The sequence below is a fragment of the Shewanella mangrovisoli genome, from assembly GCF_019457635.1.
In the GTDB taxonomy this organism is placed as follows: domain Bacteria; phylum Pseudomonadota; class Gammaproteobacteria; order Enterobacterales; family Shewanellaceae; genus Shewanella; species Shewanella mangrovisoli.
The window spans coordinates 1,196,198-1,211,120 of the sequence record NZ_CP080412.1; the positions used below are offsets into that span (position 1 = coordinate 1,196,198).

Genomic DNA, 14,923 nt, shown 5'->3' on the forward strand with positions numbered 1-14,923 from the left:
TTAGGCTATCTCCAGCTGATCCCATCCGGGTGGTTGACACTCGTTAACATCAAGATCCCGCTATTCTCTGTGATAAGGGTGATTGGTGTTCACGCTCCACGCGCGGTATAAGCTTTCGGCAACCACAATCCGCACCAGAGGATGGGGCAGGGTCAATGCCGACAGGCACCAACTCTGATGGGCGGCTTCCTTACAGGCGGGCGCTAAGCCTTCGGGGCCGCCAACCAGTAAGCTCACATCACGGCCATCGAGTTGCCATTTGTTCATGGCGGTCGCCAATTCTGGCGTAGTCCAGTTTTTGCCGGGAAGATCTAAGGTAACAATATGATTGCCCTTAGGGATAGCCGCTAACATTTGCTCGCCTTCCTTTTGTAGGATACGAACGATATCAGCGTTTTTTCCGCGCTTACCGGCAGGGATTTCGATCAGTTCCAGTGCCATATCTCGGGGGAAGCGGCGTTGGTACTCTTCAAAGCCGCGGGTGACCCAATCGGGCATCCGTGTCCCTACTGCGATAAGTTGCAACTTCATTAGGCTTGCTTTTCTGACCAGAGCTTTTCAAGCTGGTAGAAATCGCGGGTTTGGTCTTGCATAACATGCAGGATCACGTTGCCCATATCCACCAATACCCATTCGCTGCTGTCGCGGCCTTCGATACCAATAGGTGGAATGCCGGCGGCTTTCGCTTCGAGCACGAGGTTTTCGGCGATCGCTTTCACGTGAGTTTTAGATGTACCTGAACAAATCACCATGTAATCGGTGATGTTAGATTGGTTGCTGACATCGATAACCACGACGTCACGGGCTTTTAAATCGTCGATTTTGTCGACAACAAACTGCTTTAATTCGGCGCTCTGCACGCTGATGTACCTCATTTATTTTAAATAGCGCGCTAGTATATCAGTCTTAAGCGGTGGAATACATTATCTTAGCGGCCGAGTTTGTATTATTGGCGCTTGATTTTGGGCCTAAGAAAAATAAAGCCGTTGTTTTTGAATGTAATTTAAAGTGACAGGCAGGAGGGCATCCTGTGGAATTTCACCCATCGCCAGTTGTGAGCGAATTTGGGTGGACGAAATATCCTGTGGGCTGATATCGACGGTAAAGATGCGTCCATGTTGCGGCGCACTTGAGTGACTTAAGGTATCAAGCGTTGCCTGACGGGCGCTTAACTCATGCTGCATTGGGTGCCCTTCGGCTAAATGCCAGCCAGGGCGTTGACATACCACAATATTGGTTAATTCAAACAGTTGCTGCCATTTATGCCAGCTTTGCAGGTGAATAAACGAATCCATCCCCATGATAAAAAACAGTTCGTCATCGGGATAAAGCCGACTTAACTGCTTAAGGGTGACAACCGTATAGGATGGACTGTCGCGTTTAGCTTCGATATCACAGAGCTCGAAGCCGGGTAAACTCGCACATACCTGCGCGACCATTTCGAGCCGCTGCGCCGTGGTCGAGTGGGTAGTGTTTTTATGGGGCGGAATATGGTTGGGCATCAGCAGGATTTTATCCAGCTTAAGGTTGGCTTTGACCTCCATCGCAGGGCGGATATGGCCGTAATGTATAGGGTCGAAGGTGCCGCCTAAAATACCGATACGCATTCAATCCGTGCCTTAATCTAAGCTGATATGGGCCAAATGGCCGTGGGCCTTGGGATCGAATAATAAGCACAGATGGCTGAGCCCTGTCCAATCTTCATGGCCTAATTGCTTTAGGTTCAGCTCTAGCTTAGATGCGAAGGCAAGCATATGTTCGATTTGGGTGAGGCTTAAGCGCTGCAACGCGGTTTGATACAAGGGTTTGCGTTTATCCCAAATTCGATGTTTACCAAAGAGACTATTTAAGGGTGCGCCTTGGGCCTGTTCACTCTTGAGGCTAAGCAGTAACTGCAGCTCTTTAAACAAAGCCCAGAGTAAAATCGGCATGGCCGTGCCTTCACCGTTGAGCTGGGCCAGCATATGCTGAGCACTGTCTTGACGATTATTCAGCAGTGCATCGGTGAGCTGAAACACGGTAAAGCGGGATTGATCTTCAAAGTAATGGCTTAATTCGTCAGCACCGATGGGTTGGCTTGGGCTTAACAGTTGTAGCAACTGCATGGCCTGATCGGCGGCGAGTAAATTCCCTTCGTAGAGGGAGTACAACATAGCGCGCGCATCGGGCTGTAAATTCAGCTTAAAGTGCGCGATACGAGAATCGAGCCAACGTCTGAATTGGTCGCCTTCTGGCGTGGTGCAGGGCAAATAAATCCCTAAGCTATCTAAGGTTTTGAACCACTTGCTATTGGTTTGCTCGCTGGCGAGTTTGGGACCTTCGAGGATCAGCAGCACATCGGGATTAGGCGTTTGCAGTAACGCTTGTAGCGCCGCCGAACCATCAGCACCGGGTTTTGCGTTGGGCAGTGTTAGCTCAATAATGCGCCGACTAGAAAACAGGCTCATGGATTGCCATTCTTGGGTCAAGTCGCCCCAGTTAAAACCCGTTTCTTGAATTAACTGAACGCGCTCTTCAAAGCCTTGGCGTTTGGCCGCTTGGCGGATCTGATCCTTGGAGGTTTCGAGCAACCAAGGATCATCACCAAAAATCAGGTAACAAGCGTGAAGCGGATTGAGATGACGGGAGAGTTGATCAGGATAAACGCGCATTTAAACCACTCTCCACATTTTATTGCAGTGCCACATTAATTTGGACCCTGCATTAATTCACCTCTGTGCTGGCCATGGATTGCAGGATCCGGTCGGCCGCTTGGATACGCATTTCTTTGACTAACAGTTCCATCTCACGGCTTTTAGCCAGTGCGGTGCGAGGATCGTCTAAGTAATCGCGGCGAATTTCAATCTTGAAAGGCTGTGCCTCTTTGCCCGGCAAGGCCACGGCAAACTCGACGAAATAGATAAGCTCATACTCGGCCACATTGCCCGTAGGGTAAAGCGACAGGGTCGAACGCTCTAAGGAGTCGGTGATGAGCCTTAACACTGGCACATCATTGGCGGCATCGACAATCTTGACGTTGTTCAAACGTAACCGCTCACGCACTAAACGGGTGAGTTCGCTGTATTCGTCCGAGCTACTCAAACTGAGTTGATTGAGCTGCTCGGGGATTTGATAGCTACGTTGAAGCTTAAAACCGCAACCTGCGCTGGTCATAATGACCAGCGCCATGATTGCGAAAGCTAAGCGTTTAATTAGCATAAGTTTTCGCGGTTTCCTGTTTGTCTTGTGGACAGCATCCGTTTATCACAGCAACGATGTTAGTTGGCAACGATGCTGAGCAGTTTACCGGGTACATAGATAACTTTACGAACCGTAACACCATCTAAGTACTTGATGACTTGCTCGTCCGCCATACCCAGCGCTTCAACCGATGCTTGGTCAGCATCGGCTGCGACTGTGATCTTAGCGCGCACTTTACCGTTCACTTGTACCACGATGAGTTTGCTGTCTTCTACCAGTGCAGATTCATCGACAACTGGCCATTGGCTGTCTTCGATGCTGTTGGTGTTGCCCAACTCATTCCACAGGGTAAAGCTCACGTGTGGGATGATTGGGTACAGTAAACGCACTACCGAAGTTAAGGCTTCGCCGATAATGGCTCGGTCTTGACCTGTGGTTTGTGGCGCTTTTTGCAGGTGGTTCATCAGTTCCATCACGGCGGCAACCGCAGTGTTGAACATCTGACGACGGCCAATATCATCGGTCACCTTAGCTATAGTCTTGTGTACTTCACGGCGCAGCGCTTTTTGCTCGCTAGTTAATTTGCTAACGTCTAACGCTTCGCTGTTGTCCTGCGCCACATAATCGCTGGCCAGTTTCCACAGACGTTTGATAAAGCGGTGCGCGCCTTCAACGCCAGACTCTTGCCATTCCAAGGTTAATTCTGGTGGTGAGGCGAACATCATGAATAGACGCACAGTGTCGGCGCCGTATTTCTCTACCATCACCTGTGGGTCGATACCGTTGTTTTTCGACTTCGACATCTTGCTCATACCGGTGTAAACCAGTTCGTTACCGTCTTTGTCGATAGCCTTAGTAATACGGCCCTTGTCGTCTTTTTCTGTGGTGACAACGTCTAACGGTGACACCCATACTCGGGCACCTTTGTCGTTGGTGTAGTAGAAGGCATCGGCCAGAACCATACCTTGAGTCAGCAGTTGTTTTGCTGGCTCATTGGTGTTGACTAGACCCGCGTCACGCAGCAACTTGTGGAAGAAACGGAAATACAACAAGTGCATACAGGCGTGTTCGATACCACCAATGTACTGATCTACCGGTAACCAGTAGTTGGCCTTGGTTGGATCTAACATTTGGTCAGCCTGTGGGCTGCAGTAACGGGCGTAATACCAAGATGATTCCATAAAGGTATCGAAGGTATCGGTTTCGCGCAGCGCGTCTTGACCGTTAACTTGGGTTTTCGCCCATTCTTTATCGGCCTTGATTGGGCTTTGAATACCGTCCATCACTACATCTTCTGGCAGGATCACTGGCAGTTGATCTTCTGGTGTTGGGATAACGGTACCGTCGGCTAAGGTCACCATAGGAATAGGTGCGCCCCAGTAACGTTGACGTGAAACACCCCAGTCGCGTAGACGGTAGTTTACTTGACGTTTGCCTTTACCTTCGGCAACGAGCTTGTCGGCGATAGCATTGAAGGCGCCGTCAAAGTCTAAGCCGTCAAACTCGCCAGAGTTAAACAGTACGCCTTTTTCGGTGTAAGCCGCTTCGCTGATGTCTAAGTCGCCGTCAACAGGTTTGATAACCGCTTCGATGGGCAGATTGTACTTTTTGGCAAATTCGTAATCGCGTTGGTCGTGACCTGGAACAGACATCACAGCACCTGTGCCGTAGTTCATCAGGACGAAGTTAGCCGCCCAAATGGGCACTTGTTTGCCAGTGATCGGGTGAATTGCGTATAGACCTGTCGCGACACCACGTTTTTCCATGGTGGCTAAATCGGCTTCTGACGTGGTGCTGTTTTTGCACTCTTCAACGAACTGGGCAAGCTCAGGGTTAGTTTGAGCTGCTAATTCGGCTAATGGGTGACCCGCGGCAATCGCCACATAGGTTACGCCCATCAGGGTATCTGGACGGGTTGTGTAGATGTCGAATGACTTGTCGCTACCTGCCACACCAAAGGTCATTTCCACGCCTTCGCTGCGACCAATCCAGTTGCGCTGCATGGTCTTAACTTGCTCAGGCCAGCCGTCTAAGGTGTCGATGTCGTTTAACAGTTCTTCGGCGTAGGCGGTGATCTTAATGAACCACTGTGGAATTTCTTTTTGTTCTACAGGGGTATCACAACGCCAGCAGCAACCGTCTTGTACTTGCTCGTTAGCCAGTACGGTTTCATCGTTAGGGCACCAGTTAACAGAAGCGGTCTTCTTGTAAACTAAGCCTTTTTCGTACAGTTTAGTGAAGAACCATTGTTCCCAGCGGTAATATTCTGGGGTACAAGTGGCGATTTCACGGCTCCAGTCGTAGCCAAAACCCAGCAGTTTTAGCTGGTTTTTCATGTACTCAATGTTTTGATAAGTCCATGGTGCTGGAGCGGTTTTGTTGTTGATTGCGGCGTTTTCTGCAGGCAAACCGAAAGAGTCCCAACCGATAGGTTGTAGCACGTTTTTGCCTTGAAGACGCTGGAAGCGGGCAACCACATCGCCTATGGTATAGTTGCGAACGTGTCCCATGTGGAGTCGACCTGAAGGATAGGGGAACATCGAAAGGCAATAAAACTTTTCTTTGTTCGCATCTTCAGTAACTTCAAAGGTTTTGTTGTCGTGCCAGTGCTTTTGCACTAAGGCTTCAATTTCTGAGGGATTATATTGCTCTTGCATCACGCTATTTCCGGCAGTGCCGCCTATTTATTTGATCTAACGCCATATCGACGCGAATAAGATCTGCATAGAATAAACTAGAAGCGATGCATTAAAAAGGTTCTATGAAGGAGTATTGGTTATGAATGATAGAAGTAGTGCACTACTAGGACTGTATCAAGCCTTAATTAACGAAGTGAAAGCGCAATTTGCGGAAGATAACTCGCTGACTGCAAAGAATTTATTTAAGTCTGTCACTCAAGGGAAGGAGTTTTTACGCCTCAAAGAACAAGCGGGGGAAGATGAGCTCGCCTTAGTGGAGCAATTCTTAAAGCGTGATATCGCCAGCTTCTTGCGTGAGCAAAATGCCGACAGTTTAAGCCACAGCCCAACGGTGATCACCCTCGAAAATACCCTATGGCATTGGTTAAGTGAAATCACTGATCGTAGCCAAGTGGAGTGGCACGAGTTGACGCAAGACTTCAAACACCACGGCTATTACCAGAGTGGTGATATCGTCAGCCAAGGGGTGATGGTGTGCACTAACTGCGGTCATGAAATGAGTATCGAGTTCCCGGGAGTGATCCCAGATTGCCCCGAGTGTGACCATGAAGAGTTTACCCGCGAGGCGTTAACGCCTTAGTCCTGGGGTGTGCCAGAAATAAAAAACGACGCTTAGCGTCGTTTTTTATGCGTCATCAACAGCCTTGGACATTGATATCGTAAAGCGGTGGTGTGCTGGCATCGGCGGCTTGGGTGTAGCGGAAATAACACTGATCGTCGTCGGCTAAGGTATTGTCATTCAAGTCATAGCCGATGTAAGTAATATCGATGCCTTGATATTGAATGACGAGTTTATCGTCTTTCACAATCCATTTTTCGATATCGGTATTATCCAGATAACCCCACTTGAGGCGAGTTTCGGCCACGCCATCACCATCGAGGTCGATGTCGATAATATCGTCACGGCCCACAACGGCTTGACTCTGCAAGCTCGGCATTTGGGTCTTGGAATAGGCTAAGGTATTGGCGGTTTTTACGCTGGCTTGGAGTTGCAGCAGGCTTTTTTCCCGCGCCTCTTTGCTCATGCCGATAAATTTCGGTGCCGCGATAACCGCTAAAATTCCCAGCACGATAATAACGATCACGAGTTCGATTAAGGTAAAGCCTTGAGTGTGTTTTTGATTAATCATTTCTAATTCTATTGCTGTTTTTTACGACGAATAAAACCGAATAACAGGAGCGCACCACAGAGCAGTAGCAGCGGCGTTTGGCCGATTTTAGCAAACCAGGTTTGGCCTGTGACTAGTGGAATCGTCGCGCTCAGCACGCCCGTTTCAAATTGCGGCAGTGCGGCTGTGATATTGCCTTGCTCATCGACAACCGCGGTCACGCCATTATTGGTGGCGCGCACTAGAGGACGGCCCAATTCGATGGCGCGCATTTGGGCAATCTCCATATGCTGCAACGGACCATTTGAGCTGCCAAACCACGCATCATTCGATACGGTTAGCAGTAGATCGGTACCGAGGTTAACACTGTCACGCAGCTGCTCTGGGAAGGCGATTTCATAACAAATTGCCGGAGCAATTTTATGGCCTACGGCGCTCAAATTCGGCTGTTGATAATCACCCCGCGCAAAGGAGGACATCGGCAGATTAAAGAAAGGGGCAATCGGGCGGAGTAAGGCTTCAAAGGGCACAAACTCACCAATAGGCAGTAGATGATGTTTCTTAAATTGGTTGCTGCCATCGCTCTCATAATCCGGCGTGTCTTGCTGCTTCTGATTGTGGTTACCCAGCACAATCAAAGAGTTATAAAACTCGTCATGTTGACGGCTAATAATCCCCGTAATGATTGAAGTGTGGTTAAGGTTGGCGACCTTGTTGGCATTATCCAAAAAGTCTTGCACCATGGACTCTGGCGCCGGGATCGCAGCTTCTGGCCAGACGATAATATCAGCATCAAAGTGCTCACGGGATAAATCCATGTATTTCAATAGGGTTGGCCAGAGCGCCTCGGGTTCCCATTTCATACTTTGGGGGATATTCCCCTGCACTAGGGCAACTTTAACCGACTCGCCTGTTGGCTTAATTTGCGTTTGCTTTGGGGTAACCCAGGCAGCTGCTGCGATGATCGGCAGTAAAATTAACAGGCTTTTGTAGCGTTTGCTAAAACACAGAGCCAAGGCGCCCGCGAGCATCGCAATTAAGAAACTGAGTCCCAAGGCGCCAATGATACTCGCGAGTTCCTTTAGTGGACCTTGGGTTTGGGAGTAGCCGGCCCAGATCCAGGGAAACCCTGTCATCACCCAGCCTCTGGCCCATTCGGTTAAGACCCAAAGCGCGGGGAAGAGTAATAGATTACGCCATAACGAGGGCGTATTAGTGCGAGTCAACCACGCTAAACCGAGGCCCGTTAAGGCCGGATAGAGGGCTAGATAGAGGGCTAACAGCGCCATTAGCCCCACTGACGCGGCTAAGGGTAGGCCACCAAAGGTGTCCATGCTGACATGCACCCAACTGATCCCAACGGCAAAACAGCCAAAACCAAAGCTTAACCAATGGAAGAAGCTGGCTTTAGGACTCAAGGAACCACTCAGCCACAGAGCTAAGGCCATGGCGATGGGATAGATAATCCACAAGGAATAGGGGGCAAAGGAAAGCGCCGTACTGGCGCCTAAAATAAACGCCAGCACGAGCCGTAACGCGCTCAGTCGGGACTTTTGTTGGGCAAAAGCCCGAATCTTAGTTAGCACGGATAATTCTTCTTACACTGAGCGTTATTCTTACGCAGAGGGTTACTCTACGTCTTCACCGACATTGGGATCGGGGAGTTTAACTCTGAGCTGGATTAAGCGTCTGGTATCGGCATTGATGACTTTAAATTCAATACCTTCGATCATAATGCTCTCATTACGCTCCGGCAGATGACCAAAGGCATGGGACACTAAACCACCGACGGTATCAAACTCTTCATCGCTGAAGTGAGTGTTGAATTCTTCGTTAAAATCCTCGATAGGCGTCAACGCTTTTACCATGTAGACAGTGTTGCCGACTTTGCGGATCTCAGTGTCTTCAGGGCTATCGTGGTCGAATTCGTCTTCAATCTCACCGACGATTTCTTCGAGAATATCTTCAATGGTCACTAGACCCGATACTCCGCCGTATTCGTCGACGACAATCGCCATATGGTAACGCTGGGAGCGGAATTCTTTGAGTAACACGTCGACGCGTTTGCTCTCAGGCACAACGACGGCGGGGCGGATCACGCGCTCAAGGGAGAAAGGTTCTTCACTGTTCGAGAAACCATAAGGGATCAAATCTTTAGCCAGTAAAATGCCTTCGATATGGTCCTTATCTTCGTTCACCACAGGGAAGCGAGAATGGCCTGAACCGATAACAGTTGCGAGCAATTCTTCGACGGTATTGTCGATTTGAATCGCGACAATTTGAGCTCGTGGGATCATAATATCCCGAACACGCATATCAGAAACTTCTAATACACCTTTGATCATTTCGCGGGTGTCTTCGGTGATTAACTCGCGCTGCTCTGCGCCATCAATCACATCGACTAAGTCTTCGCGATTTTGAGGTTCGCCCTGAAATAACTGACTGACTCTGTCAAACCAGCCTTTCTTTTGGGCGCTCGTACTCGGGGGGATATCGTCACTCATAGTTTTCTCATTAACCTTGATGCTTGGCACCGCGGTTAATTATTGTTCCTTATATGGGTCAGTAAAACCTAAGCTTTCAATGAGTTGAGTCTCCAACGACTCCATCTCTTCGGCTTCTTCGTCTTCAATGTGATCATAACCTAGCAGATGCAGGCAACCATGTACAACCATGTGTGCCCAATGGGCTTCTAGGGTTTTATCTTGTTCACGCGCTTCATTTTCAACGACTGCGGCACAAATGACAAGATCTCCAAGCAGTGGAAGTTCAATTTCTGGCGGTGCTTCAAAGGGAAACGACAACACATTGGTGGGTTTGTCTTTGCCTCTGTAGGTGCTGTTCAGCATTTGGCTTTCACGGGCATCGACGATGCGAATCGTCAGCTCCGCCTGTTCCATGCTGTTACCAATGGCGGTTTTTACCCAGAGGGCAAACTGCTCTTCGCTCGGCAGATAGTCACTCGCCGTGGCGTATTGCACATCTAAGGCTAAATCAAGACTCATGCTTTAAAACTTCCGGTTGCGTTTGTGGGTGCGCTTGTTGATAGTCGCGGCGCTCTTTTTCGGCCTTTAATGCCTGCTCTTTACGATCGTAAGCATCATAGGCTTCGACAATCCGAGCAACCACTGGGTGACGCACTACGTCTTGGGACACGAAGAAGTTAAAGCTGATTTCCTCAACTTGGCTCAGGACTTCAATAGCGTGGCGCAGACCCGACTTAACATGTTTGGGTAAGTCTGTCTGGGTGATGTCGCCCGTGATCACCGCGCGTGAGTTAAAGCCAATACGGGTTAAGAACATCTTCATCTGTTCGACCGTGGTGTTTTGGCTCTCATCGAGAATAATAAAGGCATCGTTTAGGGTGCGACCACGCATATAGGCGAGTGGCGCCACTTCGATGACGTTTTTCTCTATTAAGCGTTCCACCTTTTCAAAGCCGAGCATTTCGAACAAGGCATCATAAAGTGGGCGCAGGTAAGGGTCGACTTTCTGACTTAAATCGCCGGGTAAGAAGCCGAGTTTTTCCCCTGCTTCAACCGCGGGGCGGGTGAGCAGAATCCGGCGCACTTCTTGACGCTCTAATGCATCAACGGCGGCGGCCACCGCTAAATAGGTTTTACCCGTTCCCGCTGGGCCAATACCAAAGGTAATATCATGGCGCACAATGTTGGCCACATAGGTGCTTTGGTTGGGGTTACGCGGTTTAATGACTCCACGGCGGGTTTTGATAAATAAGGCTTTATCATCACCGCTATCGTCCTGCTCTAAGGCGATGGCTTCTTGGATTGCCAAATGCACTTGTTCAGGATCGAGATCGGGCGTGCTGCCCTTGACCGTTTGGGTCTCGATATAGAGCTGTTTAAGTAAGTTATTGGCACTTAAACAGTTACGTGGCAGTCCGGTAATTTGAAAATGGTTGTTTTTACGGACTATCTCAACGCCAACGCGACGCTCAATCTGTTTGATATTGTCATCGAAGGGACCGCACAGTGAGGCCAAACGGCGGGTTTCTGCGGGTTCGAGATACAGATTCATTGTGGTTAATTTACTGGACAAATAGTACTCCTATTGTCAAATACCAAGCAAAGTGCTGAGTGAAAAGCCAAGTGCGATGCCTGTTTGCGATCGCAACTTCTAATCAGTAGATGACCTCAGTTTACGAGCCATAGCGGATAATTGCTAACGGAAAATCGTTAAGCCCAAGGGTTTTGAATTGCTGCTCTATAGAAGGCAAAAGGACACAAAACAAAAAGGGCGACACTGAGGTTAACTCACCATGTCGCCCTGATATAGGTGCTACTCGCTAAATTTTAAACCCTTAAGGGTTAAATTGTGTCACACCGAGATCGTCATCCTGTTTGTGTTTGGCCAGAATATCCGATGGGCGCAGGTTGCGGCGCAGATCCATTTCATCTTCACCGCGGATAAATTTACCGCGCAGTGAGTTAGTGTAAACGTCGACAATTTCGACATCCACGAAGCTACCGATGTGCTTTGGCAGGCCTTCGAAGTTGACGACACGGTTGTTTTCGGTACGGCCGCGCAGCTCCATAGGGTTTTTCACCGATGGGCCTTCAACCAGAATACGTTGTACTGTGCCCATCATATGGCGGCTGTAACGCATGGCTTGTTGAGTGATGCGGTCCTGCAGAATCGCCAGACGTTGTTTTTTCTCTTCCATATCAACGTCATCGGGCAAATCTGCCGCAGGTGTACCAGGGCGCGCACTGTAGATAAAGCTAAAGCTGTGGTCGAACGCCACATCTTCAATCAGCTTCATAGTATCGGCGAAGTCTTCTTTGGTTTCGCCAGGGAAGCCAATGATAAAGTCAGAGCTGATTTGGATATCAGGACGGGCTTTGCGCAGACGGCGGATGATTGACTTGTATTCAATCGCCATATGGCCACGCTTCATTGCGGTCAGAATGCGGTCAGAACCGGATTGTACTGGTAAGTGCAGGAAGCTGACTAATTCAGGGGTATCTTCGTAAACGTCGATAATGTCCTGCGTAAATTCAATCGGGTGACTGGTGGTGAAGCGAATACGGTCGATACCATCGATAGCGGCAACATAGCGTAATAGCTCGGCAAAGGTACAAATGCCGCCGTCGTGGGTTGCACCACGGTAAGCGTTAACGTTTTGACCGAGCAGGTTGACTTCGCGCACACCTTGTTCTGCCAGTTGGGCAATCTCGAGGATGATGTCGTCCGATGGACGGCTGACTTCTTCACCACGGGTATAAGGTACCACGCAGAATGAACAGTACTTGCTGCAACCTTCCATGATAGACACAAACGCCGTTGGGCCTTCGGCGCGCGGTTCTGGTAGACGGTCAAATTTCTCGATTTCAGGGAAGCTCACGTCGATCACGGCCTTTTCGCCACGACGTACTTGGTCAATCATATCCGGCAGACGGTGCAGTGTCTGTGGTCCAAAGATGATGTCGACGCATTGAGCACGGTCTTTGATCGCCTTACCTTCCTGCGATGCAACACAACCACCCACACCAATGATCAGATCGGGATTTTTATCTTTAAGGGTTTTCCAACGACCTAACTGATGGAACACTTTTTCCTGCGCTTTTTCGCGGATAGAACAAGTGTTTAGCAGTAGAATGTCCGCCTCTTCTGCTTCTTCAGTCAAGGTGTAACCTTGGTATTCGCCTAAAAGATCCGCCATCTTGGATGAGTCATACTCATTCATTTGACAGCCCCAAGTTTTAATATGGAGTTTTTTGCTCATCAGTTGTGTTGCCCTACGCTGCCCAGTAAATATGTGCCCAAGCTGCCTTTGCCCTGTTAGAGACAAATCCGGCCGCCCAGTAAAAATAGCGCGACATTTTACCCGCAGTTATGGCTGCTGACCAGCTTTGTCCACATTTTTACTCGCTAATCCCCTGAGATTGTGATACCCACAAAGAAGCTAGGTTTATCTCGGCTGACGGGTTTTGTGCGAGGGATGGCTGGCTAAATTGAGCCGTATTTGCCATTTCTAACAAGCTATTACGGGCTTGAATGCTAATGTCTTCACGGATTTCGAGTCGAAATACGCTCAACATTTCCGTGGTATGTAGATATAGGGCATAATCGAGCGGTTCGCGGTAATTGACTGTGATGGTTTCCATCACGGGGGGTGCTGCCAAGGCATGACTAAATGGGATCGCGCTGCAAATCAGTAGACTACTGGCTATCTGCAAGTGGATGAGTGTTTTCATGACATCCTCACTAACTTTATTAAGTGGATTCACTGGTAACTCGTCCCGAACGGCTAGGGCTCGCTAAGTGAGAAGCTAATCGGTTTATCCCGCAGATCGCCTGAGATTGCTGCGGGATTGCCTTAGAGTGTAGTGGCTTTGCCAAGGCTGAAAACTTGCCTTTGTAAGCAACTGTGAGCAAATGCGCCCCTAGCAACATTTGCTCACCTTTGAGCTGAAATTGACATGCTTTTGATACAATGCCTGCGATCAGAGTGATGCGCTTTAAGCTTGAGCCTCAAGTTCGAGCTCTCGTTAAGAGTAAGGTGCGTCAGATAAATGGAAAGAATTCTAAAGAGTGGTAACTAAGATGAGCCAAGCGATAAGCCAAACACAGCAACCAAGCCAGACAACCACAGCTACTCAGCTATTTGATGTGATCCTTGTCGGTGGCGGTATGGTGGGCGCTGCAACGGCTATCGGGCTGGCGAAGCAAGGCTTGCAGGTGGCGGTGATTGAATCATTTGCCCCCGAGGCTTATTCCCCCGAGCAGGCATTAGATGTGCGCGTGTCGGCGATAAGCGTGGCCTCCGAACAGCTACTCGAGCAGTTAGGCGCACTCGAGAGTCTGCTTAACATGCGTAATGTGCCTTATCTGGGCTTAGAAACCTGGGAGCTTGATGGCTGCATTACTCAATTCCATAGCTCACAAATTGGCGCGAGCCATTTAGGGCATATTGTTGAAAACCGTTTGGTGCAACTCGCCCTGTGGGAGCAAATGCAGCAATGGGATGCGATTAAATTGTTTTGCCCCGAGCGTGTGGCGACATTTTCGCGCCTCGCAGACGGTGTGAGTGTGCACTTACAATCCGGTATTCAGCTTGAGGCAAAGCTGCTCATCGGGGCCGATGGCGCCAACTCGCAGGTGCGCCAATGGGCGGGGATTGGCATTTCGGGTTGGGACTATGCCCAATCGGCGATGCTGATTAATATCCAAACCGCCCAAGGCCAGCAAGATGTCACTTGGCAACAATTTACCCCTAACGGCCCGCGCTCGTTATTACCTCTCCCCGGCAATCATGCGTCGTTAGTCTGGTATGACGATGCCAATCGCATTAAACAGTTAATGCAGCTGAATCATAAGCAGCTTGCCGACCAAATTCGCCAGCATTTTCCTGCTCGCTTAGACAGTGACTTTACTGTCGAAGCCAAAGGCAGCTTTGCCCTCACGCGCCGCCACGCGAATGCCTATTATAAGCCGAATGTGGTGATTTTAGGGGATGCGGCGCACACCATTAACCCGTTGGCAGGCCAAGGGGTTAACCTCGGCTTTAAAGATGTCGAGGCCTTACTGGCGGTCATCAAGTCTGCATTAACCGAGGATAAACCTTGGTGGTCCACCGAGGTATTAAAAGTTTATCAAGCCAAACGTTATCGCGATAATCAGCTGATGATGACCACCATGGATGTGTTTTACGCCGGCTTTAGTAATGACATTCTGCCACTAAAATTACTGCGTAACGGCGCATTAAAACTGGCCAATATTAACTCACCCATCAAGCGAACCGTGCTGAAGTATGCGATGGGGCTCAATTAGGCCACATCGTGAGTGCTGGCTCACTCGGCATTTGTTGACTTACGCATTGAGTGCTAAAATGCCGCGTTTTTAACGAGCATAAGCGGCATCATTAACTCAAAATGGTCGGCCCTGTGCGCTTTGCCAGCGACCAATTAACGC

15 protein-coding genes are annotated in these 14,923 nt (G+C 49.3%); 2 read left to right on the plus strand and 13 right to left on the minus strand.

Annotated elements, in window-relative coordinates; translation table 11 throughout:
* Positions 1 to 60: 60 nt before the first annotated feature.
* The 6 genes from rlmH to leuS form a co-directional block, all read right to left on the minus strand.
* Positions 61 to 531 (minus strand): 23S rRNA (pseudouridine(1915)-N(3))-methyltransferase RlmH, encoded by a 471-nt coding sequence (gene rlmH, locus K0H60_RS05260; RefSeq protein ID WP_011621784.1) that lies wholly within the window; start codon positions 529 to 531, stop codon positions 61 to 63.
* Complete coding sequence (gene rsfS, locus K0H60_RS05265; protein ID WP_037430791.1) at positions 531 to 860, minus strand: ribosome silencing factor; 330 nt, start codon at positions 858 to 860, stop codon at positions 531 to 533. Before rsfS ends, rlmH begins: the two co-directional genes overlap by 1 nt.
* A 108-nt stretch (positions 861 to 968) precedes the next feature.
* Entirely contained in the window at positions 969 to 1,607 is a 639-nt protein-coding gene (nadD, locus tag K0H60_RS05270) for a nicotinate-nucleotide adenylyltransferase (RefSeq protein ID WP_220057501.1), read from the minus strand.
* 12 nt (positions 1,608 to 1,619) lie between these two features.
* Positions 1,620 to 2,651 (minus strand): DNA polymerase III subunit delta, encoded by a 1,032-nt coding sequence (gene holA / locus K0H60_RS05275; protein WP_220057502.1) that lies wholly within the window; start codon positions 2,649 to 2,651, stop codon positions 1,620 to 1,622.
* A gap of 52 nt (positions 2,652 to 2,703) precedes the next feature.
* A complete protein-coding gene (locus K0H60_RS05280; protein ID WP_011621788.1) occupies positions 2,704 to 3,198 on the minus strand; it encodes an LPS-assembly lipoprotein LptE in 495 nt (164 codons plus the stop codon).
* A gap of 59 nt (positions 3,199 to 3,257) precedes the next feature.
* Complete coding sequence (gene leuS / locus K0H60_RS05285) at positions 3,258 to 5,837, minus strand: leucine--tRNA ligase (RefSeq protein ID WP_220057503.1); 2,580 nt, start codon at positions 5,835 to 5,837, stop codon at positions 3,258 to 3,260.
* A 121-nt stretch (positions 5,838 to 5,958) separates the two neighbouring features.
* Here leuS and K0H60_RS05290 point away from each other — a divergent pair, with 121 nt between their 5' ends.
* Positions 5,959 to 6,459: a zinc ribbon-containing protein gene (locus tag K0H60_RS05290; protein WP_011621790.1), complete on the plus strand. Its 501-nt coding sequence runs from the start codon at positions 5,959 to 5,961 to the stop codon at positions 6,457 to 6,459.
* A 55-nt stretch (positions 6,460 to 6,514) separates the two neighbouring features.
* Here the strand turns inward: K0H60_RS05290 and K0H60_RS05295 are convergent, their stop codons facing one another.
* From K0H60_RS05295 to K0H60_RS05325, 7 genes are all read right to left on the minus strand, one after another.
* Positions 6,515 to 7,009 (minus strand): type II secretion system protein, encoded by a 495-nt coding sequence (locus K0H60_RS05295; RefSeq protein ID WP_220057504.1) that lies wholly within the window; start codon positions 7,007 to 7,009, stop codon positions 6,515 to 6,517.
* A gap of 8 nt (positions 7,010 to 7,017) precedes the next feature.
* Complete coding sequence (gene lnt, locus K0H60_RS05300) at positions 7,018 to 8,574, minus strand: apolipoprotein N-acyltransferase (RefSeq protein ID WP_220057505.1); 1,557 nt, start codon at positions 8,572 to 8,574, stop codon at positions 7,018 to 7,020.
* A gap of 42 nt (positions 8,575 to 8,616) precedes the next feature.
* Complete coding sequence (gene corC / locus K0H60_RS05305; protein WP_011716122.1) at positions 8,617 to 9,492, minus strand: CNNM family magnesium/cobalt transport protein CorC; 876 nt, start codon at positions 9,490 to 9,492, stop codon at positions 8,617 to 8,619.
* A gap of 39 nt (positions 9,493 to 9,531) precedes the next feature.
* Positions 9,532 to 9,993: an rRNA maturation RNase YbeY gene (gene ybeY, locus K0H60_RS05310; protein ID WP_023268295.1), complete on the minus strand. Its 462-nt coding sequence runs from the start codon at positions 9,991 to 9,993 to the stop codon at positions 9,532 to 9,534.
* On the minus strand, positions 9,983 to 11,047 hold the full coding sequence (locus K0H60_RS05315) for a PhoH family protein (RefSeq protein ID WP_088210888.1): 1,065 nt from the start codon (positions 11,045 to 11,047) through the stop codon (positions 9,983 to 9,985). Before K0H60_RS05315 ends, ybeY begins: the two co-directional genes overlap by 11 nt.
* 262 nt (positions 11,048 to 11,309) lie before the next feature.
* Positions 11,310 to 12,734: a tRNA (N6-isopentenyl adenosine(37)-C2)-methylthiotransferase MiaB gene (gene miaB / locus K0H60_RS05320; RefSeq protein ID WP_220057506.1), complete on the minus strand. Its 1,425-nt coding sequence runs from the start codon at positions 12,732 to 12,734 to the stop codon at positions 11,310 to 11,312.
* Positions 12,735 to 12,873: 139 nt separating this feature from the next.
* The gene (locus tag K0H60_RS05325) at positions 12,874 to 13,206 is read right to left on the minus strand and encodes a hypothetical protein (protein WP_220057507.1); all 333 of its coding nucleotides are present in this window, start codon (positions 13,204 to 13,206) and stop codon (positions 12,874 to 12,876) included.
* 349 nt (positions 13,207 to 13,555) lie between these two features.
* Between K0H60_RS05325 and K0H60_RS05330 the strand changes: the two genes are divergently transcribed.
* Positions 13,556 to 14,782 (plus strand): FAD-dependent monooxygenase, encoded by a 1,227-nt coding sequence (locus tag K0H60_RS05330; protein WP_220057508.1) that lies wholly within the window; start codon positions 13,556 to 13,558, stop codon positions 14,780 to 14,782.
* Positions 14,783 to 14,923 lie beyond the last annotated feature (141 nt).